At 54.2% G+C, this 23,743-nt stretch carries 22 protein-coding genes and 3 tRNA genes; 8 read left to right on the top strand and 17 right to left on the bottom strand.

Translation table 11 applies throughout. The annotated features are described in order from the left end of the window. A complete protein-coding gene (gene serB / locus IV04_RS16430; RefSeq protein ID WP_037398606.1) occupies positions 1-978 on the bottom strand; it encodes a phosphoserine phosphatase in 978 nt (325 codons plus the stop codon). 101 nt (positions 979-1,079) lie between these two features. On the opposite strand from serB, the gene IV04_RS16425 reads away from it, so the two are divergent. Continuing rightward, complete coding sequence (locus IV04_RS16425) at positions 1,080-1,748, top strand: YtjB family periplasmic protein (protein ID WP_037398609.1); 669 nt, start codon at positions 1,080-1,082, stop codon at positions 1,746-1,748. Here IV04_RS16425 and yjjJ read toward each other — a convergent pair. The 12 genes from yjjJ to IV04_RS16365 all read right to left on the bottom strand — a co-directional run bounded on the left by yjjJ (position 1,745) and on the right by IV04_RS16365 (position 14,110). After that, positions 1,745-3,088, bottom strand: a complete 1,344-nt coding sequence (yjjJ, locus tag IV04_RS16420; protein ID WP_037398612.1) for a type II toxin-antitoxin system HipA family toxin YjjJ — start codon at positions 3,086-3,088, stop codon at positions 1,745-1,747. The genes IV04_RS16425 and yjjJ overlap by 4 nt on opposite strands. A 137-nt stretch (positions 3,089-3,225) precedes the next feature. Continuing rightward, entirely contained in the window at positions 3,226-3,957 is a 732-nt protein-coding gene (deoD, locus tag IV04_RS16415; protein WP_037398615.1) for a purine-nucleoside phosphorylase, read from the bottom strand. A gap of 31 nt (positions 3,958-3,988) precedes the next feature. Next, positions 3,989-5,212, bottom strand: a complete 1,224-nt coding sequence (gene deoB / locus IV04_RS16410) for a phosphopentomutase (protein WP_037398618.1) — start codon at positions 5,210-5,212, stop codon at positions 3,989-3,991. A gap of 66 nt (positions 5,213-5,278) precedes the next feature. After that, on the bottom strand, positions 5,279-6,601 hold the full coding sequence (deoA, locus tag IV04_RS16405; protein WP_037398621.1) for a thymidine phosphorylase: 1,323 nt from the start codon (positions 6,599-6,601) through the stop codon (positions 5,279-5,281). 60 nt (positions 6,602-6,661) lie between these two features. Next, a complete protein-coding gene (gene deoC / locus IV04_RS16400) occupies positions 6,662-7,441 on the bottom strand; it encodes a deoxyribose-phosphate aldolase (RefSeq protein ID WP_037398625.1) in 780 nt (259 codons plus the stop codon). A gap of 363 nt (positions 7,442-7,804) precedes the next feature. Next, complete coding sequence (locus tag IV04_RS16395; protein ID WP_037398628.1) at positions 7,805-9,082, bottom strand: NupC/NupG family nucleoside CNT transporter; 1,278 nt, start codon at positions 9,080-9,082, stop codon at positions 7,805-7,807. Positions 9,083-9,255: 173 nt separating this feature from the next. Next, positions 9,256-10,053, bottom strand: a complete 798-nt coding sequence (locus IV04_RS16390) for a TatD family hydrolase (protein ID WP_037398631.1) — start codon at positions 10,051-10,053, stop codon at positions 9,256-9,258. 66 nt (positions 10,054-10,119) lie between these two features. Further along, on the bottom strand, positions 10,120-10,305 hold the full coding sequence (locus tag IV04_RS16385) for a stress response protein (RefSeq protein WP_037398634.1): 186 nt from the start codon (positions 10,303-10,305) through the stop codon (positions 10,120-10,122). 59 nt (positions 10,306-10,364) lie between these two features. Next, a complete protein-coding gene (gene osmY, locus IV04_RS16380; RefSeq protein ID WP_037398637.1) occupies positions 10,365-10,979 on the bottom strand; it encodes a molecular chaperone OsmY in 615 nt (204 codons plus the stop codon). A gap of 534 nt (positions 10,980-11,513) precedes the next feature. Further along, positions 11,514-13,103, bottom strand: a complete 1,590-nt coding sequence (gene prfC, locus IV04_RS16375; protein ID WP_037398639.1) for a peptide chain release factor 3 — start codon at positions 13,101-13,103, stop codon at positions 11,514-11,516. A gap of 181 nt (positions 13,104-13,284) precedes the next feature. Then, positions 13,285-13,728 (bottom strand): ribosomal protein S18-alanine N-acetyltransferase, encoded by a 444-nt coding sequence (rimI, locus tag IV04_RS16370; protein WP_037398642.1) that lies wholly within the window; start codon positions 13,726-13,728, stop codon positions 13,285-13,287. Beyond that, positions 13,673-14,110 (bottom strand): DNA polymerase III subunit psi, encoded by a 438-nt coding sequence (locus IV04_RS16365; RefSeq protein WP_037398645.1) that lies wholly within the window; start codon positions 14,108-14,110, stop codon positions 13,673-13,675. Before IV04_RS16365 ends, rimI begins: the two co-directional genes overlap by 56 nt. Positions 14,111-14,275: 165 nt before the next feature. Between IV04_RS16365 and rsmC the strand changes: the two genes are divergently transcribed. Further along, entirely contained in the window at positions 14,276-15,319 is a 1,044-nt protein-coding gene (gene rsmC / locus IV04_RS16360) for a 16S rRNA (guanine(1207)-N(2))-methyltransferase RsmC (protein ID WP_037398648.1), read from the top strand. A 477-nt stretch (positions 15,320-15,796) separates the two neighbouring features. Here rsmC and IV04_RS16355 read toward each other — a convergent pair whose 3' ends face one another. After that, a complete protein-coding gene (locus IV04_RS16355) occupies positions 15,797-16,789 on the bottom strand; it encodes an aldo/keto reductase (RefSeq protein ID WP_037398650.1) in 993 nt (330 codons plus the stop codon). Positions 16,790-16,904: 115 nt separating this feature from the next. On the opposite strand from IV04_RS16355, the gene IV04_RS16350 reads away from it, so the two are divergent. The 4 genes from IV04_RS16350 (at position 16,905) to IV04_RS16335 (ending at position 18,278) form a co-directional block, all read left to right on the top strand. Then, the gene (locus IV04_RS16350) at positions 16,905-17,876 is read left to right on the top strand and encodes a LysR family transcriptional regulator (protein ID WP_037398652.1); all 972 of its coding nucleotides are present in this window, start codon (positions 16,905-16,907) and stop codon (positions 17,874-17,876) included. A 65-nt stretch (positions 17,877-17,941) separates the two neighbouring features. Further along, a tRNA-Leu gene (locus IV04_RS16345) sits at positions 17,942-18,028 on the top strand. A 33-nt stretch (positions 18,029-18,061) separates the two neighbouring features. Continuing rightward, positions 18,062-18,148: transfer RNA gene (locus IV04_RS16340), tRNA-Leu, on the top strand. 43 nt (positions 18,149-18,191) lie between these two features. Beyond that, positions 18,192-18,278: transfer RNA gene (locus IV04_RS16335), tRNA-Leu, on the top strand. Positions 18,279-18,353: 75 nt separating this feature from the next. Here the strand turns inward: IV04_RS16335 and IV04_RS16330 are convergent. After that, positions 18,354-18,641 carry a DUF1435 domain-containing protein gene (locus IV04_RS16330; protein WP_037398654.1) on the bottom strand — a complete coding sequence of 96 codons (288 nt, stop codon included), beginning with the start codon at positions 18,639-18,641 and terminating at the stop codon, positions 18,354-18,356. Positions 18,642-18,903: 262 nt separating this feature from the next. On the opposite strand from IV04_RS16330, the gene IV04_RS16325 reads away from it, so the two are divergent. Next, the gene (locus IV04_RS16325; protein ID WP_037398655.1) at positions 18,904-19,977 is read left to right on the top strand and encodes a GGDEF domain-containing protein; all 1,074 of its coding nucleotides are present in this window, start codon (positions 18,904-18,906) and stop codon (positions 19,975-19,977) included. A gap of 237 nt (positions 19,978-20,214) precedes the next feature. Continuing rightward, entirely contained in the window at positions 20,215-21,354 is a 1,140-nt protein-coding gene (gene ampH, locus IV04_RS16320; protein WP_037398657.1) for a D-alanyl-D-alanine-carboxypeptidase/endopeptidase AmpH, read from the top strand. Between the two features lie 67 nt (positions 21,355-21,421). On the opposite strand, the gene hpaA is transcribed toward ampH, so the two are convergent. Together hpaA and hpaX are read right to left on the bottom strand one after the other, a co-directional pair. Further along, positions 21,422-22,303 carry a 4-hydroxyphenylacetate catabolism regulatory protein HpaA gene (gene hpaA, locus IV04_RS16315; RefSeq protein WP_037398658.1) on the bottom strand — a complete coding sequence of 294 codons (882 nt, stop codon included), beginning with the start codon at positions 22,301-22,303 and terminating at the stop codon, positions 21,422-21,424. Positions 22,304-22,364: 61 nt separating this feature from the next. After that, a complete protein-coding gene (gene hpaX / locus IV04_RS16310; RefSeq protein ID WP_037398659.1) occupies positions 22,365-23,735 on the bottom strand; it encodes a 4-hydroxyphenylacetate permease in 1,371 nt (456 codons plus the stop codon). Positions 23,736-23,743 lie beyond the last annotated feature (8 nt).

Genomic DNA, 23,743 nt, shown 5'->3' with positions numbered 1-23,743 from the left:
TTACCTCACCTCATGTTTCAAACTGCCGGTAAGCACACAGAGCACCCCCAGCAGATCGGCATGGCGAATCGACACCTGCGCCTTTTCATACACCTTGGGCTTAGCGTGGTAGGCAATACCTAACCCGGCCACCTGCATCATTTTCAGATCGTTGGCACCGTCGCCGATCGCCACAGTTTGCTGTGGCGGAATGCCCAGTTTTTCTGCCAGTTTCACCAGCACGTCGGCTTTATGTTGTGCATCCACGACCGGCCCCAGCACTTCACCGGTTAATTTGCCATCGCGGATTTCCAGCTCGTTGGCGGCCACGGCCACCAGTTTCAGCTTATCGCGCAAGTATTCGGCGTAATAGGTAAAACCACCGGAAGCGATGGCAACATGCCAGTCCAGCGCCTGCAGTTTGCCCACCAGGCTGGTCAGCCCAGGCATCAGCGGCAGTTCATCACGTACCTGTTTCAGGATATTGGCATCAGCCCCTTTTAGCGTACCGACGCGTTGCCGCAAGCTGGCGGTGAAATCAAGCTCACCGCGCATCGCGCGTTCAGTAACTTCGGCTACCTGTTCGCCGACCCCGGCCAGTTTGGCGATCTCGTCGATGCATTCAATCTGGATCGCGGTAGAGTCCATATCCATCACTAACAGGCCCGGCGTACGCAAATGCGGGATCTTGCCGAGCGGCGCCACATCCAGCCCATTTTCAGCGGCCAGCAGCTTGGCACGCGCCGTCAGCGCTCCTGCCAAACGTACCACCTGATAGTCTTCCACCCACCAGGCGGCAACGATCACCATCGCCGCCCCCAGCTTGCGCTGGAACTGGGTAATGCGCTCTTTGTCCAGTTTTCTGCCATATAATAGCCAACCGGTGTGGCCTGCCCGATAATCCAGCGGCATGACTTCGTCACCGCTCAGCGAAAGGGGAAGACCCGGCCATTGAGAGATCTCCGCCGGGAGATCGCAATAGGTCAGACGATTTGGCATTATTGGCTCCTAAAAACTGCAGCTTGAAAGACGACGGGTAAAGCTATCCTATAGCCCTTGCTTCTGGCAACATAAAGCGTCCAAAAGACCAAGGAAGCCGTATGGCTAAAGCAAAACTGAAATTCCGCCTGCACCGCACCGCTATTATTCTGATTTGCCTGGCTTTGCTGGTGATGTTAATGCAAGGTGCCTCCTATTTTAGCCTGAGCCACCAAATGGCGCGCTCGGAACAGGTAGAAGAACTGGCAAAAACGCTGACCAAGCAAGTGGCTTTTAGCCTGGCTCCGCTGTTGGATGATGACGGCGATATCGACAACCAGCGTATTGACAGCATTCTGCAACAGCTCACCCACCACAGCCGCATTCTTGACGCCAGCGTCTACAAGCTCGATGGCACACTGATGGCCCACTCCGGCGAACAGATCAGCGTGCGCGATCGTCTGTCACTCGACGGCAAACGCGCGGGCAGCTATTTCAATCATCAGTTGGTCGAGTCAATTCAGGGCAAAGATGGCCCCATCGGCTTTATCCGCGTCACGCTTGATACTCACGTGCTGGGCACCGAAACCAAGCAGGTGGATAACACCACCAACCTGCTGCGCCTGATGATCCTGCTGGCGTTGGCTATCGGCATTATTCTGGCCCGCACGTTATTGCAGGGTCGCCGCAGCCGCTGGCAGCAGTCGCCGTACCTGTTAACGGCCAACACACCGCTGGCAGAAGGCGATGACGACAAGGCAGAAGAGCCAGAAGAAGTGAAAAAGGACTAAGCCAAACGCTGAATGCGTTCATTCAGCGTTTGGATCTGTATTTGCATGTGTGCGGCGATAGTGCGGAATGGCTTGCCGATCTGTGGGTGTTGCGCCGTGCGTTGCCAGAACTCCAGCGCCATCAGCTCGGCTTGCCGCCAAACCGCGCCGCTGACTTCGTTGCTCAAGCTGATTTCCAACGTTTCCTGCCGCATATTGCCGCTATTGGCTGGTGCAAACGCCATTGGCAACATGTCATACAGCGGTACCAGTTCCACGGGCTGCTGCTGCGGGCGCAGAAACGATAGATTTCCCTGATGCATATCACTGTTGGCGATCAACCGGCCAAACGCCCAGTACAGGGCAATTTTCTGGTAAGTATGACGGTTGATGATTCCTTGCTGTAATAGCCGTTCAGCCGCCGTGACCCAGTTAGCGCCACCACTACCACTGAATTCGGCATCCAGAGCCTCCAGCGAAACCATGGCAACGCGACCATATTCACCAACGCGATCGAAGCGCTCAAGTTCCAAAAAACACTGCCGGTTCTCGCCAAACAATAGCTTTGCAGGTGCAGCAGGCAATCCGGCTTCCGCCACCACCTGCAACGCTAATGACTCGGCGATCAGTAAATCGCTCCAACGCCGGGCAATAACATTCTCCGGCGCGGCGCTGAATTTCACCAAAACATGACCATAGCGCGCCCCTGCCAGTTCGGCATAGACGATAAACTTGGGTTGTTCGCCACCGGCGGAAGATCCAATCAGTTCCCCTGCCAACGCACGTGCAGAGAGCGCGGCGTACTGTACGGCTTTGTCCGCCAACGGAACCGGGATTTCAGGATCACGCATCAGCCAGCGTTGATAACTGCCTACCCCCGGTAACAGATCGCCACTCATATCCTCGCCATAGTGAGCAAGCGCCAGCAGACGCTGATCTTCATTCCATAGCCGAACGTCTTCCGGCAACCTGAGTTGTCGTGCAGCGCCTTTTCCCCAGGCGCGGCCAAGAAAGCCTATCGGACGCAAGTCGTTCAGATACCAGGGTAAGCCTTCGTACAGCCGCCATTCACCGCTTTGCTCATAGCGCACCGCACAGCTATCTGCCGGGTACAAAGGATAAAGCGTGGCAAACCCATGCGCTTTGCCCAACTCATCAATACGGTACAACGGGAAATGTGCCTCACCGCCGATCTCACGCCTTAACACATAGCGCGTCGCCTTGCCTTTACCGATGGTCAGCACCGCTCCCGCCACAGCGCGGATCCGGCGCGATAGCGTTGGCTGGCTGATACCCAGCGCGTCGGTGAGGGCGCGAGCCGTGGCTGGGCCATGACGCAAAATTTGCTCGACAGTGCTCATGATTGAATAGAATAGTGAATAGATTGGTAAATAGAGTAATAGCGCTAATTAGCGGAAAGGTAAAGAATTAATCAGATAGGTTTATGGCAATATGAATAGATTGGTAAAGGGCGCAGCGCGCTGCGCCCACACGCTATTTACGCTTTATCACCCAGCAGCACGGACTCCAGCGCGATAACGATCATGTCGTTAAAGGTGGTCTGGCGCTCTGCAGCGGTGGTGGCTTCGTGACGCAGGATATGATCGGACACGGTGCAGATAGTCAGCGCTTTACAGCCGAACTCTTCATACAGCTCTGCGGCTACGCCGTAGATGCCCGCCGCTTCCATTTCCACACCCAGAATGCCGTACTTCTTCATCACCTGGAACATATCTGGATCTGGCGTATAGAACAGTTCGGCGGAGAAAATGTTGCCCACGCGCGCCGGGATGCCCTGCTCCGCCGCTGCGTCTACCGCATTACGCACCATGTCAAAATCCGCAATCGCAGCATAGTCATGATCTTTGAAACGCATACGGTTCACTTTGGAATCGGTACAAGCTCCCATACCGATCACCACGTCACGCAGTTTGATATCATCACGTACGGCACCGCAGGAGCCGACACGAATGATTTTCTTCACGCCAAATTCCGCAATCAGCTCGCGCGCATAGATAGAGCAAGACGGGATGCCCATGCCGTGGCCCATCACCGAGATCCTGCGGCCTTTGTAAGTGCCGGTGAAACCCAACATGCCGCGCACGTTGTTCACTTCCACCGCCCCTTCCAGGAAGGTTTCAGCGATGTATTTTGCCCGCAGCGGATCGCCTGGCATCAGCACCACGTCAGCGAAATCACCCATCTCAGCGTTAATATGTGGCGTAGCCATAATCTCTTCCCTCAATGCTTATTAAAAAGTCTTAAAACATGGATTTACCGTAGTCCATCGGCGACAGACCAAAATAGCTGGCGACGGTCTGGCCGATATCGGCGAACGTTTCACGGTGCCCAAGCGAACCCGGCTTCACGTTCGGGCCATACACCAGCACCGGAATGTGCTCGCGAGTGTGATCGGTACCTGCCCAGGTCGGATCACAACCATGGTCGGCAGTAAAAATAATGATATCGTCACCGGTAACGCGCTCCAGCAGTTCCGGCAAGCGGCGGTCAAACTGCTCCAGCGCGGCGGCGTAACCGGCCACATCGCGGCGGTGGCCGTAGGAGGAGTCGAAGTCAACGAAGTTGGTGAACACAATGGTGTTATCACCGGCTTTTTCCATTTCGCGCAGTGTGGCATCGAACAGCGCATCAATGCCGTTGGCTTTTACTTTCTGGGTAATGCCGACGTTGGCGTAGATATCGGCAATCTTGCCGATGGAAACCACTTCACCACCTTTTTCATCAACCAGCTTCTTCAGCACGGTCGGAGCCGGGGGTTCCACCGCTAAATCATGACGGTTGCCGGTGCGCTGGAAATTGCCCGGCTTGTCGCCAACGAACGGGCGCGCAATCACGCGGCCAATGTTATAACCGCCTTCGGTCAGCTCTTCACGGGCGATTTCACACAGTTCGTACAGGCGATCCAGGCCAAAGGTTTCTTCGTGGCAGGCGATCTGGAACACCGAATCCGCCGAGGTGTAGAAAATCGGCTTGCCGGTTTTCATGTGCTCTTCACCCAGTTGATCGAGGATCACCGTGCCGGAAGAGTGGCAGTTGCCGAGGTAACCCGGCAGGTTGGCGCGCACCACCAGTTTGTCCAGCAGTTCCTGTGGGAAGCTGTTGTGTTCGTCGTGGAAATATCCCCAGTCGAACAAGACGGGTACACCGGCGATTTCCCAGTGACCAGACGGCGTGTCTTTACCGGAGGAAAGCTCGCTGGCATAGCCGTAAGCGCCAATGATCTCGGCATGTTGATCCAATCCTGTCGGGAATTTGCCGGTGGATTCCTCCGCCGCTTTGCCCAGGCCCAAACGGCTCAGGTTTGGCAGCGTCAGCGGGCCGCTGCGGCCCACATTGGCTTCACCGCGCGCACAAGCTGCCGCGATATGGCCAAGAGTATCGGAACCTTCATCACCAAAACGTTTGGCGTCGGCGCTTGCGCCGATCCCGAACGAATCCAGTACCATAATATAGGTGCGTTTCATTCTGTTCTCCTGCTACGGGCAGCAGCGTACCAGCCGCTACTGCTCCTGATTCTTTAAAAATCGCGGTTATTCCGTGATGCGCTGGTACACCACCGGCGTGGCTGCCGGGGCTTTATCGCCCATCACCATCGCCTTGCGCACCGCATCTGCCGCCAGTTGCCAACTCTCTTCATCGTTAGCGTGGATCAGCGCCAGCGGGCGCTGTGTCCCCACGTTGGCGCCCAAACGCGCCACTTCCGTCAGGCCAACGCTGTAATCGATACTGTCGGCAGCGCGGCGGCGGCCACCGCCCAATGCCACCACCGCCATCCCCAGCGCCCGGGTATCCATCGCGGTAATGATACCTGGTTTTTCGGCATAAACCGGCTTGCTCAAGGTAGCGGTCGGCAAGTAGTTGTCGTAACGCTCGACAAAATCCACCGGCCCCTGTTGCGCCGCCACCATACGGCCAAAGACCTCTGCCGCTTTACCATTGTCCAATACCGCCTGCAGTTTGGCCCGAGCCTCCACACCGTCCGTCGCCAAGCCACCGGAAAGCAGCATTTCTACACACAGCGCCATGGTCACTTCCAGCAGACGCGGGTTGCGGTATTCACCGGTCAGGAAGCGCACCGCTTCGCGCACTTCCAGCGCGTTACCGGCACTGGAAGCCAGCACCTGATTCATGTCGGTCAACAACGCGGTGGTTTTGCACCCTGCACCGTTGGCTACGCCGACAATCGCCTGCGCCAGATCTTGCGAAAGCTGATGAGTCGGCATAAAGGCACCCGATCCCACTTTGACATCCATCACCAGCGCATCCAACCCTTCCGCCAGCTTCTTTGCCAGGATCGAGGCGGTGATCAGCGGAATGGAATCGACGGTCGCAGTAATGTCGCGCGTGGCGTAGAAACGCTTATCCGCCGGTGCCAACGAGCTGGTTTGGCCGATAATCGCCACACCGACGTCTTTGATCATTTTACGGAACGCGTTGTCGTCGGGGAAAATATTAAAGCCCGGAATGGCTTCCAGCTTATCCAGCGTACCACCGGTATGGCCTAAACCACGGCCAGAAATCATCGGCACGTAGCCGCCACAGGCCGCGACCATTGGGCCAAGCATCAGTGAAGTCACATCGCCTACGCCGCCAGTGGAATGCTTATCGACAATCGGGCCGTTCAGCGCCAGGCTTTTCCAGTCCAGCACCGTACCGGAATCACGCATCGCCATGGTGAGCGCCACGCGTTCTGCCATGTTCATATCGTGGAAGTAGATGGTCATCGCCAGCGCGGCAATCTGCCCTTCGGAAACCACATTGTCACGCACCCCATTGATGAAGAAACGGATTTCCGCTTCGCTCAACGGCTGGCCGTCACGTTTTTTACGGATTATTTCTTGCGCCAGGAACAAGGCATCCCCCTGTTTGAGCTAATTAATTTCACCGCGCCATCAGCGCAATGCGCTACAGCATCAGTAACCGTTGCTGGCCGTTTGAGCGCTGTAGCCCAGCGTCGTCAGCAGGCTGGCCAACAGGCTCGAGGCCCCAAAGCGGAAATGGCGCGCATCGGCCCAACCAGCCCCCAGGATACGAGCAGCAAGTTGCAAATAATGTTGCGCATCTTCCGCCGTGCGCACACCACCGGCAGGTTTAAAGCCCACAGTTTTGCTGACGCCCAGATCGCGGATCACCGTCATCATCAGTTCAGCGCTTTCCAACGTGGCGTTCACCGGCACTTTACCGGTGGAGGTTTTGATAAAATCCGCCCCGGCGTTGATAGCAATTTCAGAAGCTTGGCGGATCAGATTCGCCTGTTTGAGTTCACCGGTTTCGATGATCACTTTCAGCAACACGTTGGCAGCAGCGCAGGCCTGTTTGCACTGTTGCACCAGCTCAAAGCCCACCTTGTCGTTACCCGCGATCAAGGCGCGATACGGGAACACCACATCCACTTCGTCAGCCCCGTAGGCGATCGCCGCGCGGGTTTCTGCCAGCGCAATGTCAATGTCATCATTGCCATGCGGGAAGTTGGTCACGGTTGCAATGCGGATATCCGGCGTCCCTTGCTCACGCAACGTTTTGCGCGCGATCGGGATAAAGCGTGGATAGATGCAGATGGCGGCAGTATGCCCCGCCGGGCTGTTGGCTTGGCGACACAGCGCGATCACTTTCTCGTCGGTGTCGTCATCATTGAGCGTGGTTAAATCCATCAGGTTCAGCGCACGTTGCGCTGCTGCGGTTAGTTCGGTCATAAAACTCTCCAACTTTACTCGTCATACTTCAAGTTGCATGGGTGTTGGCGAGCGGACTTGGTTCCTTGAAGACAGCCACTGAGCAACTTCCTCACGGCGGCAACTGAGCTCCTTCTCACCGCGTATATCGTCAGCTATTGGAACACGATAGCCTTGGCTGATTCGTGTTTTAATTCACATAATATGAAATAAAAATGCAACGAAATAGAATTATATGTGATTTAAATCACAATATAACGCGACTTCGTTCACAAACTCGTTAAACGGGTGGGTAATCAATGGCGGGCACTCCACAGAATGCCCGTATCAGGAAATCGCGCAGTTTCCCCAGCAAGAACTGCCGGGGACTGTTTCAAGTTTAGCTTACAGCGCCAAAAAGAACCCGGCGATGGTGGCACTCATCAGGTTAGAGAGCGTACCGGCAGCCACGGCTTTCAGGCCAAAACGGGCGATATCGTGCCGACGATTCGGTGCCATACTGCCCAGACCACCGAGCAGAATCGCCACCGAAGACAGGTTAGCAAAGCCGCACAGCGCAAATGAGATGATCGCCTTGGTGTGCTGTGACAACACCTGCAAGCCCTCAGCGGCCACGACATCGTCCGGGCGCAGGTACGCGCCAAAGTTCATATAAGCGACGAATTCGTTGACGATCACTTTCTGGCCGATAAACGAACCGGCCACCATGGCTTCACTCCACGGCACGCCGATCAGGTAAGCAACCGGGGAGAAGATCCACCCCAATATCAGCTCCAGCGACAGCTGCGGGAAGTTGAACCAGCCACCAATGCCGCCCAGCATGCCGTTCAGCAAGGCAATCAGAGCAATAAACGCCAGCAGCATTGCGCCCACGTTCAGCGCCAGTTGCATCCCCGAGGCCGCGCCTGAAGCCGCTGCGTCAATCACGTTAGCCGGGCGATCCTCTTCGGCGATAAGCTTCATCGCATCGTCTTTATCGTGAGTTTTCTCGGTTTCCGGCACCATCAGCTTGGCAAACAGCAACCCGCCAGGTGCAGCCATAAAGGATGCCGCGATCAGATACTCCAACGGCACGCCCATCTGGGCATAGCCTGCCAATACCGAACCCGCCACCGACGCCAAACCACCACACATCACCGCAAACAGTTCAGACTGGGTCATGGTGGCGATATAGGGCCGTACCACCAGAGGCGCTTCGGTCTGACCAACGAAAATGTTGGCCGTTGCTGACAGTGATTCGGTGCGCGAAGTGCCCAGCAGTTTTTGCAGGCCGCCACCAAGCACTTTAATCACCAGTTGCATGATGCCCAGATAATAGAGCACGGCGATCAGCGAGGAGAAAAATACGATTACCGGCAGCACGCGCAGCGCGAACACAAAACCACCACCGCCAAACACTTCAAACATTTTGTCGGAAACCAGGCCGCCAAAAATGAAGGAAATCCCTTCATTACCATAAGCAATGACGTTGGCAACCCCTTCAGACATACCACCAAGAATGCGGCGGCCCAAAGGGACATACAGCACCAGAGCGCCAATGGCGATCTGAATAATAAATGCCCCGAGCACGGTGCGCACTTTAATAGCGCGTCGGTTGCTGGAAAGCAGCACAGCAATGGCGATCAGTACCAACATACCGACCAGGCTCATGATGAGTTGCATGTGAGAATATCCCTGTTGCGAAAAAGTAATAAATCCCTGCCAGGTGAACCTGCAGGGTTGCTTTGGAGTAGATAACAGGGAGCAATTATACTGAGCGCTGCGAAATTCGCCTCACTATATGTCACAGATGAATACAACAAGATGCAAATGGAAATTTAATAACGTGATTCAAATCACGTTTTTGGCGGACAAGAAACCAGGTGAAATAAAGACTCGGTGTTCAACTGCAACTGTGCAGCAATCTCATCAGGCGGCTCGGGCCGTAACTGGCAAAGCACCTGAAAGACGTCGGCAGCCCGTTCAGGGCGGTTCGGTTGCCCCTGATAACCCGCCAGCGGCATATCCGGCGAATCGGTTTCCAGCAACAATGATTCCAGCGGTAATTGTGCCATTACGCTGCGTGTTTTTTGCGCTCGTTCGTAGCTGATGGTGCCGCCAACGCCAATAGAATATCCCAACCGGATAAACGCCTGCGCCTGCGCCAAACTGCCAGCAAAGCCATGTACCACACCACGGCGTGGCACATCGGCACGGCGCAATGCAGCCGCCAGTTGATCGTGGCTGCGGCGGGAATGCAGGATCACCGGCAGATCGTAGCGTTTCGCTAATTCAAGCTGTTGCTTAAGCAACGCCTGCTGACGATCAAACTGAGGGTTCTCCATATACAGATCCAGCCCAATTTCCCCCACCGCCACCAGTTTGGCTGGTTGAATGGCTAGAAACTCTGCCAATCGTTCGAGCTGTTCACTCTGGTGCTGCGCAATGTACAACGGATGCAGCCCCAGAGCGGCAAACACAGGGGCATGATCGTGCGCCAGCTTCAACACCAGGGCAAAACGATCCGCCGTTACTGCGGGCACAATGATCCGCTGCACGCCAGCTTGTGCGGCCAGCATCAGGCTTTGGGCCTCGTGCCCGCTAAAGGGCGGGAAGTCAAAATGGCAGTGGGTATCGGTAAAAACGTAATTCACAGCACACCTCTATCACCCACAGAAAAATCACCCGAAGAACGATTTCACTATCTCCAGCCTGCATCCTTAATGTGGCTGTTTTCTTGAGGATAACTCTTCTTGCTCTCTTCCGTAATCTTCTTGCAATACACCGGAGAGACAGTCATTACTCCCGGACAACCAGGCATAATCACTACCGGAGAACTCCGCTAACGCCTGCCAGACCTGGCCTTTCCACTGCTTCCAGCGGCCAATAATGATGTCGCTATTCATGACTGAACTCTCCAACAACGAGAAAAGGAACTAAGCTTGATAACGCGTTAAAACTGGGTTCAGGGTTTAACTGCCAGATCGTTCTTAACGCTTTTCACGCCATCAATGGTTTTGGCAATACTCTCTGCCCGTTCGGATTGCGCCAGCGTTTTCACCGTACCAGAAAGTTGCACCACCCCATCGGTGGTTGCTACTTTTACATGGCGGGAAGGGACCAGATCGTCCGCCAGCAATTTGGCTTTCAGCTCGCTGGTGGTTGCAGCATCACCCGCGTAAGCCTTCACAGACTGCGTAGCCTCATCTTTCACGTGTAATTTATCGCTGACAGACTTCACCCCTGCCACCTTACCGGCTACCGCAACGGCCCGGGTAGCTTGTGCCTGGCTGCTGACAAAACCACTGAGCGTTACCACTCCTTTCTCAGTAACCACCGAGACCTCAGTGCTTTTGATAGCTTTGTCTTCCAACAGCACGCTTTTCACTTTTGCAGTTATCGCACTGTCATCCATGTAACTGTCGACCTTTTTCATCGAGCTATCGATTTTGTCACCGGTTTTATCAACCACGCTGGTGGCTTTGTTGAGCAGCGATTCTTGCGCCAACGCATTACCATTCACCAGAACAGCACCCAACACGATAGCCATCAAAGAATGCGTAAACTTGGTATTTTTCATCGATCTCTTCCTTCTTATTTTGTGAATCCCCCTCGGCGGTGGACTCCTATACCGTGATATCACGGCAAGCTTGAGTGAATACTTCACGATTACTCTACTATCAAACGTTCACGACAAGACTGAAGCAATGTCTATGCCAATATTTAAAATCCTTTAAATTCAATAATAAAAGAACCGAAGCATCGTGTTTAAGCCAAAAAATGTTGCCTATCAACGACAGTAATAGCCCTATTCAAGCCGATTTTTGCTATCTTATTGATATTGCTCGCACTCAACCGTCGTCAATCAGCAACAACCCAAGATAACCTTCTAGAAAGTCATTGAATAGCAGTTATTTTTACTTATCAAACGACATCTCCCCTGACAAATATAGCCCATCAGATAAAAGCTGCAGCAGGATACCAACAACGCTTTTAGTCAATAAATGAAAGTGAAATAGATAAATTAATTTTATTAATTAGCAAGATAATTGCTGGATGTGCAATAGCGGAGAGGATAATCGGCACCGCGAGAATACGGTGCCGATACGGCAGATTAGTGTTCGCGGGTTTTGCGGAACACCACGTCTGGATAACGTTCCTGCGTCAGGTTGAGGTTCACCATGGTCGGTGCAATATAGGAGAGATTATCGCCACCGTCCAACGCCAGGTTCAGTTCGTTCTTGCGCTTGAACTCTTCGAATTTCTTCACGTCATTACACTCCACCCAGCGGGCAGTAGAGACGTTTACCGACTCATACAGCGCTTCCACGTTGTATTCGGACTTCAAGCGCGCAACCACCACATCGAACTGCAGCACACCTACAGCCCCAACGATCAGATCGTTGTTGGAAATTGGGCGGAACACCTGTACTGCACCCTCTTCCGACAGTTGCACCAACCCTTTCAGCAGTTGCTTCTGTTTCAGTGGATCGCGCAGGCGGATGCGGCGGAACAGTTCCGGGGCAAAGTTCGGGATGCCGGTGAACTTCATATCCTCGCCCTGCGTAAAGGTATCGCCAATCTGAATGGTGCCGTGGTTGTGCAAACCGATGATATCGCCTGGGTAGGCTTCTTCCACGTGAGAACGGTCACCGGCCATAAAGGTTAGCGCATCGGAGATCACCACATCTTTACCGGTACGAACCTGGCGCAATTTCATGCCTTTCTCATAACGGCCAGACACCACACGCATAAAGGCCACGCGGTCACGGTGTTTCGGATCCATATTCGCCTGAATTTTAAACACGAAACCGGTGAATTTCTCTTCTGCGGCCACCACTTCACGGGTATCGGTTTTGCGTGGCATCGGCGCAGGTGCCCAAGCCACCAAGCCGTCCAGCATATGATCCACACCAAAGTTACCCAGTGCAGTACCGAAGAATACCGGGGTCAGTTCACCGGCCAGGAAGGCTTCCAGCTCAAACTCATGCGAAGCCCCTTGCACCAGTTCCAGCTCTTCACGCAATTGCGCTGCCAGATCTTCACCCACGGCGGCGTCGAGATCCGGGTTATTCAACCCTTTGACGATGCGCACTTCCTGAATAGTGTGGCCTTTACCGGTCTGGTACAGGTAGGTTTCATCTTTATAAAGGTGATAAACCCCTTTGAACAGCTTGCCGCAACCAATTGGCCAGGTGATCGGCGAGCAGGCGATTTTCAGCTCACGCTCCACTTCATCCATCACTTCCATCGGATCGCGGATATCACGGTCAAGTTTGTTCATGAAGGTCAGGATCGGCGTATCACGCAGACGGGTCACTTCCATCAGCTTGCGGGTACGATCCTCAACGCCTTTTGCGGCGTCGATCACCATCAGGCAGCAGTCCACCGCAGTCAGAGTACGATAGGTATCTTCAGAGAAGTCTTCGTGCCCTGGGGTATCCAACAGGTTGACCAGGCATTCGCGGTAGGGGAACTGCATCACCGAGGTGGTGATCGAAATACCACGCTGCTTTTCCATCTCCATCCAGTCGGATTTGGCGTGCTGGCTTGAGCCACGGCCTTTTACCGTACCGGCGGTCTGAATGGCCTGTCCGAACAGCAGCACCTTTTCGGTAATGGTGGTTTTACCGGCATCGGGGTGCGAGATAATAGCGAAAGTTCTTCTTTTCGAGACTTCGCGAGCGAATTCACTAGGAGACATGTTTTTCAGATTCTACAGTTAGTCCGCCCTGCAATCATCGCAAACGCGTCAATAGCGGTGCCAGGCAAAGCGGTAATGAAAAGGTCACAGTGGGGCATTTTCGCTGATTTACCAACCGCTGACAATCAATGGTTTTTCCGGTCAGCAGATAAAATCAGGCATAGAACGATCGAGCCTCTCGCTATCCCAGCGGCAGCGCCATCACGATCGCATCTTCGCGGCCATTGGCAGCCGGATAATAGTTGCGGCGTACCGTCACTTCGTTAAACCCGAGATCTTCGTAAAGCGCAATCGCCCCACGGTTGGAAGCACGCACCTCCAGCCACAGCGTCACCACGCCACGCGCTTCGAGCTGTGCGATCAACGCAGTTAACAGCGTGCGGCCAAAACCCTGGCGCTGCCAATCCGGGTGGATGGCAATATTAAACAGCGTGGCTTCATCCAGCACGATTTGGGTGATGGCAAAACCCGCCATCTGCCCAGCGGCTTCCAGCTTCAGGTTGAGATAGCGCTCGCCCTGATTACTGGCAAATGTTGCTTCCGTCCAGGGGAAAGCATGGCTGGTTTGTTCAATCTTGAAGGCGGTGGCCAGATCGGCTGCCGTCAGGGGAGAAATGCTGTTCATGGTGACAAATCTGCTGCCAGAGTGCGCGTTTAGCACCCGCATCTTGAGAAAGCTCGGCCAGCGCCGGGCTGTATAGCTGCGCACCGGCTACCGCAAGCGGCTCCGTAATGCCCAACCGCCAACTGTTACATTCGGTGTCTGCCGGTAGCATCGCGGCCTGATCGGGTGTCAAACCATAGGTTTGCACCGGTTGCAGCCCCAGGCTGCGCAACACGTCGCAGAACAAAGGATCCTGCGGATCGGGCAATCTATGCGCCACCACCAGCAGGCGTACTTCTGCAGGCAGGCTGACAGCGATCTCGCCGTGCAACGCGCCAGGGCGGCGCAATGTCCACTGCGTAATCCCCAGTTGTTGTAACAGCCAATCACGTTTTGATGCCATACCGATTCCCGTGTGTTGCGCACAATGCCTACCCTGTGCCGCGCTATGCTAACAAACCCGCTCAGCTCACGCTATGGCATATCTAGCCAAGTGTGGATAAACCCGTCGAACATCTCGCCACAAAGCTCTATAATCGCCAGCTTAATCTTGAGGAGCCAAAAACTGATGTCTGCATTAACCCCCGCCAGTGAAGTCATGCTGCGCCACAGTGATGAGTTTGTTGAACGCCGCGTCCTGTTCGCAGGCGATCTGCAGGATACCCTGCCGGCCCAATTCGAGGCCGCTGACGTGCGTGTCCACACCCAGCAATACCATCATTGGCAGTTACTGAACCGGATGATGGGCGACAATGCACAATTTGGCCTGACGGTCGATCCTACTTTCGCTGCCGCTTGCGACACGCTGATCTATTACTGGCCCAAGAGCAAACAGGAAGCGCAGTTCCAACTGTGCAATCTGTTATCTTTGCTGCCGGTTGGTGCAGAAATTTTTGTGGTCGGTGAAAACCGCAGCGGTGTGCGCAGCGCAGAGCAAATCCTGGAAGGCCGCGCAACGCTGGCAAAAATCGACAGCGCGCGCCGTTGTGGCCTGTATCATGGCCGCATTGATCAGCAAACCACCTTCGCTCTGGCCGACTGGTGGGAAAGCTATCAGTTGCACGACCTGGAAGTGAAAACCCTGCCGGGTGTCTTCAGCCGTGATGGGCTGGATGTCGGCAGTTCGTTGCTGCTGTCGACGCTGGAAAAGCACATGAAAGGCAAAGTGCTGGATGTGGGTTGTGGTGCCGGTGTGATGGCTGCGGTGATGTCGAAACTGTCCCCCAAAGTGAAGCTGACGCTGAGCGACGTGAATGCCGCTGCGGTAGAATCCAGCCGTGCCACGTTGGCGGCTAATGGTATTGAAGGTGAAGTGATCGTCAGTAACGTCTATTCCGATATTACTGGCCGCTTTGACATGATCATTTCCAACCCGCCATTCCACGATGGCCTGGCAACCAGCCTGACTGCGGCAGAAACCCTGATCCGTGGCGCAGTAAAGCATCTGCCAATCGGTGGGCAACTGCGCATCGTCGCCAATGCTTTCTTACCGTACCCGGATATTCTGGATGCCACCTTCGGCAGCCATGAAGTGCTGGCGCAGAATGGCCGTTTCAAGGTGTATCAGGCCACCGTTGGCCGCCCGCCGCGCGATCCGAAGAAGAAAAAATAACGCTGCATTAAAATAAATATCCTCCGGCATAGCCGGAGGTTTTTCATATGCGCCTGTAAGGCTCTCTTACCTGCCGCGCCCTAACAGGCGCATGACTACCTCACATTTGCATTACTTCTGTTACTTACTGCCCGTAAACGGGCTACATCAATGTAAGGGCGACTGTAGTTACCACCACATCTTTCTATACACATATCTTCCTTAGCGCATATGACAGTTTCCTTTGTACTTACCCCCCAAGACACTGAATAAGTAACGTGTGGGTACTTCTCTCATTCATCGGGTATGCGCTAAGCCTTTCTCAGCAACTATTAGCGGTTTACCTATCTCCAGAGGTGCTTTGTTGCTACCTGACCACAAGCGTTACTGGCCATTAAAAGAGCCGACTCAAAGCTGGAAGCTTGACGGAACCCCCAGCCTAGCTGGGGGTTTTCTGAATACAATGATACGGGCGCATTTAGCGCCCGTGTTACCCAACTAGCCGTTAATAAACTCCATCCCCACCTGCGTATAACGCGCGCCAGCCGCACCCGCCAATGGGAATACCGCTTCGATCGCCGCCAGTTCCTGCGCATTCAGCCTAATCTCCGCTGCTGCCACATTTTCTTCCAGATAACGTCTGCGTTTGGTGCCGGGGATAGGCACAATATGTTGCCCCTGTGCCATCACCCACGCCAACGCTAACTGTGAAGGTGCAACGCCCTTCTGCCGGGCCAGTTCACTGACTTTTTCCACCAATTCCAGGTTGCGGGCGAAGTTTTCCCCCTGAAAACGTGGATTCCCACGGCGGAAATCGTCTTCAGCCAGATCTTCCGGGCGCTGGATCGCCCCAGTCAGGAAACCGCGCCCCAACGGGCTGTAGGCCACAAAACCAATACCCAGGCGCTCGCAGGTTGCCAGTTGCCCTTGTTCTGCATCCCGTGTCCACAGTGAATACTCCGTCTGTAATGCGGTAATCGGATGCACTTTGTGTGCCCGCTCGAGCGTGGCAACCGAGGCTTCGCTTAAACCGATATAGCGGATTTTGCCCTCTTTAATCAGATCCGCCATGGTGCCCACCACCTCTTCGATCGGCACCTGTGGATCGACGCGGTGCTGATAATAAAGATCGATGGTTTCCACCCCCAAACGTTGCAGGCTGCCCTCGACCGAGCGGCGGATATATTGCGGTTTGCTGCTCACGCCACGCGCGTTAGGATCGGCGGGATCGCGCACAATACCGAACTTGGTCGCCAGAAAGACGTTATCGCGCTTGCCTTTAATCGCTTTGCCGATCAGTTGCTCATTGGTATGCGGGCCATACATGTCGGCAGTATCCAACAGCGTGACGCCCAGTTCCAATGCCCGGTGCAGCGTGGCGATCGCCTCTTTTTCATCACTGGCGGTCGAGTAAAAATCGCTCATTCCCATGCAGCCTAAACCCAGGGCTGAAACGGCGGGGCCATTAGAACCTAATTTACGTTGTTGCATTGCACTTTCCTTATTGAGCGGTCTATGTCGTAACAAAGTCTGGTTGTTTACGCTACAAAGATAAATAATGCAGATCGCACATCACTGTTTATAAATAGCTAACAATGGCGGAGAAATGGAACAGATTCAGGCCATGCGTATCTTCACCCGGATCGTCGAACTGGGTAGCTTCAGCCGCGCGGCGGAACGCCTGCAACTGCCGCGCGCCACGGTCAGCAATGCGTTGAAGTGGCTGGAGCAACGGCTCGGCGTTCGCCTGTTATTACGCACCACACGGCAGGTACAGATCACCGCCGAGGGCACGCTGTATTATCAGCGTTGCCTGCAACTGCTGGATGCACTGGAAGAAGCGGATACCTTGTTCCACCAGCACAAACAGCAGCCTGCGGGCAAAGTGCGCATCGATATGCCACACTCGCTGGCGCGGGAGATTGTGATTCCGGCGTTGGCGGATTTTTATCACCGTTACCCAGAGATTGAGCTAGCGCTCGGTGCCAACGACACCCATGTCGATCTGCTGCGTGAAGGTGTGGACTGTGTGCTGCGCGCCTGGGACACCGAAGACGACACTCTGGTCGCCCGGCTGATTGCCCAAATGCCACAATTGACCTGTGCATCCCCCACCTATCTGCAAACCTTCGGCATCCCGGAGTCAATCGACGATCTGCAGCGCCACCAGGCGGTGGGCTATTTTTCGTTGGTTAATAACCGCAATTACCCGCTGGAATTCTGCCGCGACGGCAAGCTCGAACTGCGTGAATTGCCAAGCAGGCTGAGCGTCAGCGGTGCTGATGCCTATACCAGCGCCTGTCGCGCCGGGATGGGCTTGATTCAAGGCTCCCGCTACTCGGTGGCCTCCTGGTTAAAGACCGGGGAAATGGTGGAGGTGTTGGCGGCAACACCGCCGCCGCCGATGCCGATCTACATCATGTATCCCCCTGGCCGCTTCCTTGCGCCACGCGTCAGGGTATTGATTGATTGGCTGATTGCTCTGTTTGAGGGCTATCAACAACGCTGCAGCTTGAAAGAGGAAGAGGATGTGGCGTTTTTTACAGCGAACGCCCTTAAACCAGGAAATAACTATTGACGTACCCGCCAAAATCTCTAGAATTCGCCTCCGTGGTAGCATTACTCCGGTAGTGTTTCTGGTAAGCGAAGGTGGCGGAATTGGTAGACGCGCTAGCTTCAGGTGTTAGTGTCCTTACGGACGTGAGGGTTCAAGTCCCTCTCTTCGCACCAATAACCACATGATTTATATTGCACAGCATCAAGGCGAAGGTGGCGGAATTGGTAGACGCGCTAGCTTCAGGTGTTAGTGTTCTTACGGACGTGAGGGTTCAAGTCCCTCTCTTCGCACCAAGCTGGTGATATAAATCGAAAGCAAAGCAACAACATCGACTGTGCGAAGGTGGCGGAATTGGTAGACGCGCTAGCTTCAGGTGTTAGTGTCCTTACGGACGTGAGGGTTCAAGTCCCTCTCTTCGCACCAATTGATGAACTCTCCCCAGCAATTCCTCAGCGTTAAATTCCGTTATAAACCCACACGTTAATGCATATTGCTCTGTTAGCCAACCACGCTGAAACGCAGGCTGATGGCCGCTAATCCGCCAGCCAACGCCATAAAAGAAGGCAACAGCAAATAATGCCGCAGGTGGCGGTTAAACAACATCGCCAACGTCACCAGCATGGCAATGACGATCAGAGCACGCAACTGCATCATATTGAGATCAATCAGCACAATTAACGGCATCAGAGCACCGGGCAGCAATATCCCCCAAGCGCTGGCCAGCCGTTGCCCCAGGCACCCACTGATGGCCCAGAGCCCACATGCCGTAATTATTGCGGTAATCATGATAACCTCATTTCAAAAAATGATAATGATAAGCAATATCATATAGCATTTATTTTCCCGACGCATCATTTACCCCAACAGACGGAACACTGATGACGGCCCGGTGAAAAAATGATAATTTATCTAAGTAAATTCCTAGAAAAATTAGTCCATTAGCAATACTTAACTATACCTATTCACCGCAGGTGCTCAACCTACGCACTGGGAATTTTCTACAACCTTCTTCTTCCGGCAGAACAATTGGGCAAAGAGTGATCCCTGTATGAATGCACGTTCTTATCTGGAGCTGCAAAACAACAAGCACCGATTATCGTTATTGCTTTTTATATCAATAAATACCGTCTCTGCCGTCTTTACTTTATTGATACCTTTCCAGGCAACGCCAGCCTTCACGCTGCCATTAATCGGTATTCCGCTATGCTGTCTGGCGGCCATAGAGTACATACGGCGTTCACCACGGCAATACATCAGAAAACTGAACCTGTCTGCTACCGTTTTCGGCCTGCTGTGGGCGGCACATACCTACATCAAACATCAATACCTTCCCAACGATAGCCACAGCTTTCTGCTAATCAGCCTGCTCAGCATTTTCTTTATCAGCGCGATTTCCCTGACGGATAACGTGATTGCCTTCTGTCTGAACGCTCTGCCCTCGGCGCTGACCATTCTGTGGCTGGACGACATGCACAATACCCTGCGCATCCTGTTCACGATTCTGTTGCCAATTGTGGCTTTTTCAATTCATCACCTGATGCTGAAACGCAGTGAAGCCTTTACCCAGGCTCTGGTGACCAATCTGTACCATGAACGGGATAAATTCAGCGATCTGAGCATGCTGGATCCATTAACCGGCCTCTATAACCGCCGTGGTCTGGAAAATAGGCTCAATCAGTTGCAGGCACCCACCACTGGCGGCCATTTCGTGCTGCTGCTCGATATCGATCATTTCAAGGCTTACAACGATCGCTACGGCCACACCATGGGCGATCAGGCGCTGCTGCAGGTGGCTCGTACCATTCGTGATACCGTGCGCTCGCGAGATATCGTAGTGCGTTACGGTGGTGAAGAGTTTCTGGTGCTGCTGATTAACGTCAGCGAAGAGTACGCAACTTCTCTGGCAGAGAGCGTGCGCCAATCCGTGCAGGAATTGCTCATCCAGCATCATCTCCATCCGCAGGAGATCACCAGGGTGACGCTGAGTGCCGGTATTGCCAACCTGGACAAACTGGATGTCGATTCTGCCATCTGCTCCGCTGATGCCGCGCTCTATCGGGCCAAAAGCAGTGGCCGTAACAATATTCAACGAGCTAACAGTGCACAAAACGCCATGTGTTGACCGCCAACCGGGCGTTGGCTGGCACATTGTCGTAGGAAAAATTCACCATCGGGCCTTTTTCCATAGGTCATTCCGCCGATCGCGCATTACACTGTAGCCAAAATAATTCGAGTTGCTTGCAGCGCCCCAAAGGGGCGAGCCGAGTAACGAAGCCAACATCCAAGCAACCTGAAGCATGAAGGGTATAAGCAGCGACTTTTGCTTTTCCTTGTAGCTCTTTGAAATGGAAAAAGACCGTTGAAGACTTCATTCTCCGCTTTATTGCTGGCGCTGGGCCTATGTGCCACGCCGCTGGTCAGCCAGGCCAGCACACAACTGACGTCACAGATTGTCGATCAGTATGCCGAACACATTTTCTTCAATAGCGGTGCAACCGGCATGGCGCTGGTCGTCATCGATAATAATCAGGTGGTTAACCGCAGTTTTGGCGATACCAAACCGGGCAACGATGTGCGCCCAAGCCCGGATTCGCTGATCCGTATTGCCTCGATCACCAAGCTGATGACCAGCGAAGTGATGGTGAAAATGGCAGCCGAAGGCAAAATAAAGCTCACAGATCCGCTGCGCAAGTATGCCCCCAAAGGGGCCAATGTCCCGTCTTACAACGCACGCCAGCCGATTACCCTGCTGAATCTGGCCACTCACACCAGTTCCCTGCCGCGTGAGCAACCCGGCAAGAAACCGCCTAAAACGCCGGTCTTTACCTGGCCGACCAAAGCCCAGCGCTGGCAGTGGCTGGCACATGCCAACATCACCGTACCGCCGGGCGTGCGGGCCGCTTACTCCAACCTGGCTTACGATCTGCTGGCAGACGCCCTGTCACGCGCTGCGGGCAAATCCTACAACGCGTTGCTGCGTGAACAAATCACCGCCCCGCTGGGGATGGTGGATACCACACTGACCCCCAGTCTCGAACAGTGCTCACGCCTGATGGTTGCCGCCACTGGATCAAGTACCTGCCGTGATACCACCGCCGCTGCCGGTAGCGGTGGCATTTATTCCACCCCACGCGATATGCAACGCTGGATGCAGCAGTTTCTCTCCTCTAACCTGACCGGGCCACGCAAGCTGACGGCCATGAGTGAGCAAACCATGTATTTCCAGCGTAAAGATCTGGCATCGCTGACAGGGATGGATGTTCCCGGTACAGCAGATGAACTGGGGTTAGGCTGGGTGTATATGTCACCGAAAGATGGCCTGCCGGGTATCATTCAGAAAACCGGCGGCGGCGGCGGTTTTATTACCTATATGGCGATGGTGCCGCATAAAAATATCGGCGTCTTCGTGGTGGTGACCCGCTCGGAGCTGACCAAGTTCACCAATATGAGCGATCCGGTCAATCGGTTGGTGGGCGAGTTAGTGGCCAATAAAGGCTGATAGATACCCAAAATAATTCGAGTTGCCGCCGTATTAACGGCAACTCGAATAACTCAGGGCATCTCCCTCAGCGGGAGCGATAAACCGATGGGGAACAGCCTTCCAGCCGGTTGAAAAAGCGCGCGAAATAGGCCGGATCTTTGAACCCCAGACTATAAGCCGTTTCGTGCACCGTACAGGCACTGAACAGCAGCATACGTTTGGCCTCACGCAGCATGCGATCAAAAATCAGCCGCTTGGGCGATCGGTTGGCAAAACGGCGGCACAAATCATTGAGCCGCGACTCCGTTACCCCAAGCGACTGCGCATATTCCGGCACGGCCAGATGCTCACGGAAGCGCTCATCCACCATCTTGTTAAAGCGCTGAAACAGCTTCAGTTCGCTACGCATCCCGCTTGCGGCCTTATCTTCTAAAGAGGTATTGCGTAACAGCAGTGTTAATACCGCCTGCGCCAACAGCGCCAGCGTCTGCGCACGCCCCGCCATCTTTTGGCTGAACTCACGGCGGATCAACGCCCAATAATGGTTGAGCGCCGCCAATTCCTGCGGTGCATCGGCCAGGGAAAGGCAAATCCCCGGCATCTCCAGCACCAGATTGCTGCCGGGGTACAGGCGTTCCAGCAGCGGCCAGACCAGTTCCTGGCGCACCGTTAGCACGTGTCCGTCGCTGTCCGGCTCGGTGAAAAAGGTGTGTGGCACCGAAGGCGGCGTGAGGATGAACAACGGAGCCTGCACCGAATAATGCTGATCGTCGAGTTGCAGCTCTATTTTGCCGGTTTCCAGAAAGTGCACCTGAAAGAAGCTTTCATGCCAGTGCACCTGCATATCACGGCCAAAAAATGCCGCCAAGCCAGCGAAGGTTTCGTAGTGCACTTCATCGGCGGCATAATGCGCGTCATACTCTTTGCAAATATCGATATTGACGATAAAGCCGGTATTTTTCTGCACGCTGTCCTCCGAAAATAACAATAGCGGGGTTCTGCCTAACCTGAACCCCTGGTTGTTGAGTTTAAGGCGTGGCACGTGGCCGCGAATCTTTCATCGGGATACGCCAGACCAGTACGGCACCCATGATCAGTAACACCGAAACAAAGTACAGCCCGGAATTGAAGCTGCCGGTCACATCCTTAAACCAGCCGATCAGCAGCGGGCTGACGGCTGAACCGATATTACCGGTCGCGTTGATCACCGCGATCCCTACCGCGCGCGCCTCAAGGCTGATCGACTGATCCGGCGTCGTCCAGAAGATCGCCATAGCCGTAAAGGAACCTACCGACGCCATCACAATCCCCAGCAACTGAATCATGCTGTGATTGGTGGCCGAAGCCAGCAGCCAGCCTACCGCAGCAAACAGGTACGGCAACGCGGTATGGTATTTACGCTCCTGCAGACGATCCGAGCGCTTACTCCACCAAATCATACCGGCGATGGTACAGATCTGCGGGATCGCTGCCAGAATGCCGATCACAATATTGCTGCTGCCCTGGTTAAAGCTTTGCAGGATCTGCGGCGTCCAGATATTGATCGCACTCAGGGTATTAGTCAGGCAGAAATAGGCCAGCGTATACATCAGCACAATCGGCGTCAGCACTTCTCGCCACAAACTGCGCTGCTGCAAGGCCCGATGGCTGCTTGGCCCACCCGGCTGCACCAGTTGCAGTTTGTCGGCTTCCATCATCGCTTTCAGGCTGCTTTTCTCTTCGTCGGTCAGCCATTTGGCTTTGGCTGGCGTGTCATCGAGATAGAACCACACCACCACGCCCAGGATCACCGAAGGAATGCCTTCCAACAGGAACAGCCATTGCCAGCCTTTCAGGTTCATTGCCCCGTCCAGCGCCAAGATATAGCCAGACACCAGTGAACCCAACGCCATGGTCACCGGCATGGCGATCATAAACAGCGCGTTGGCACGGGCGCGATAAAACGCCGGGAACCAGTAAGTGAGATACACCAGGATCCCCGGCAGAAAACCTGCTTCGGTAATACCGACGATCATCCGCAAGATATACAGGCTGGTCGGCCCGGTGGCGAACATGGTGCAGGTAGAAGCAATACCCCACAGCACCATGATAGTGGCGATCCAACGCCGCGCACCGACGATACTCAGCATGATGTTGCTGGGGATGCCGAAGATCACGTAGGTAACATAAAACAGCGTTGCGGCCAGGCCGAACATGGTAGAGCTAAGACCGAGGTCTTGCTTCATGGTCAAACCGGCAAACCCGATGTTGATGCGGTCAAGGAACGAGAAAACAAACAACACAAATAAGAAAATAATCAGGCGCCGAAATAACTTTTTAATCACCGACTGCTCGGTGGCGGTTAACGCTTTATGTTGCTGTGCCGGGTTGAGCGGCTTCAGCGAATCGACGTTGCTCATAATGACTC

Origin of the sequence: Serratia sp. Ag1 (assembly GCF_000743355.1) — a bacterium.
Classification (GTDB): domain Bacteria; phylum Pseudomonadota; class Gammaproteobacteria; order Enterobacterales; family Enterobacteriaceae; genus Chania.
This window is presented reverse-complemented; position numbering and strand designations above follow the sequence as displayed.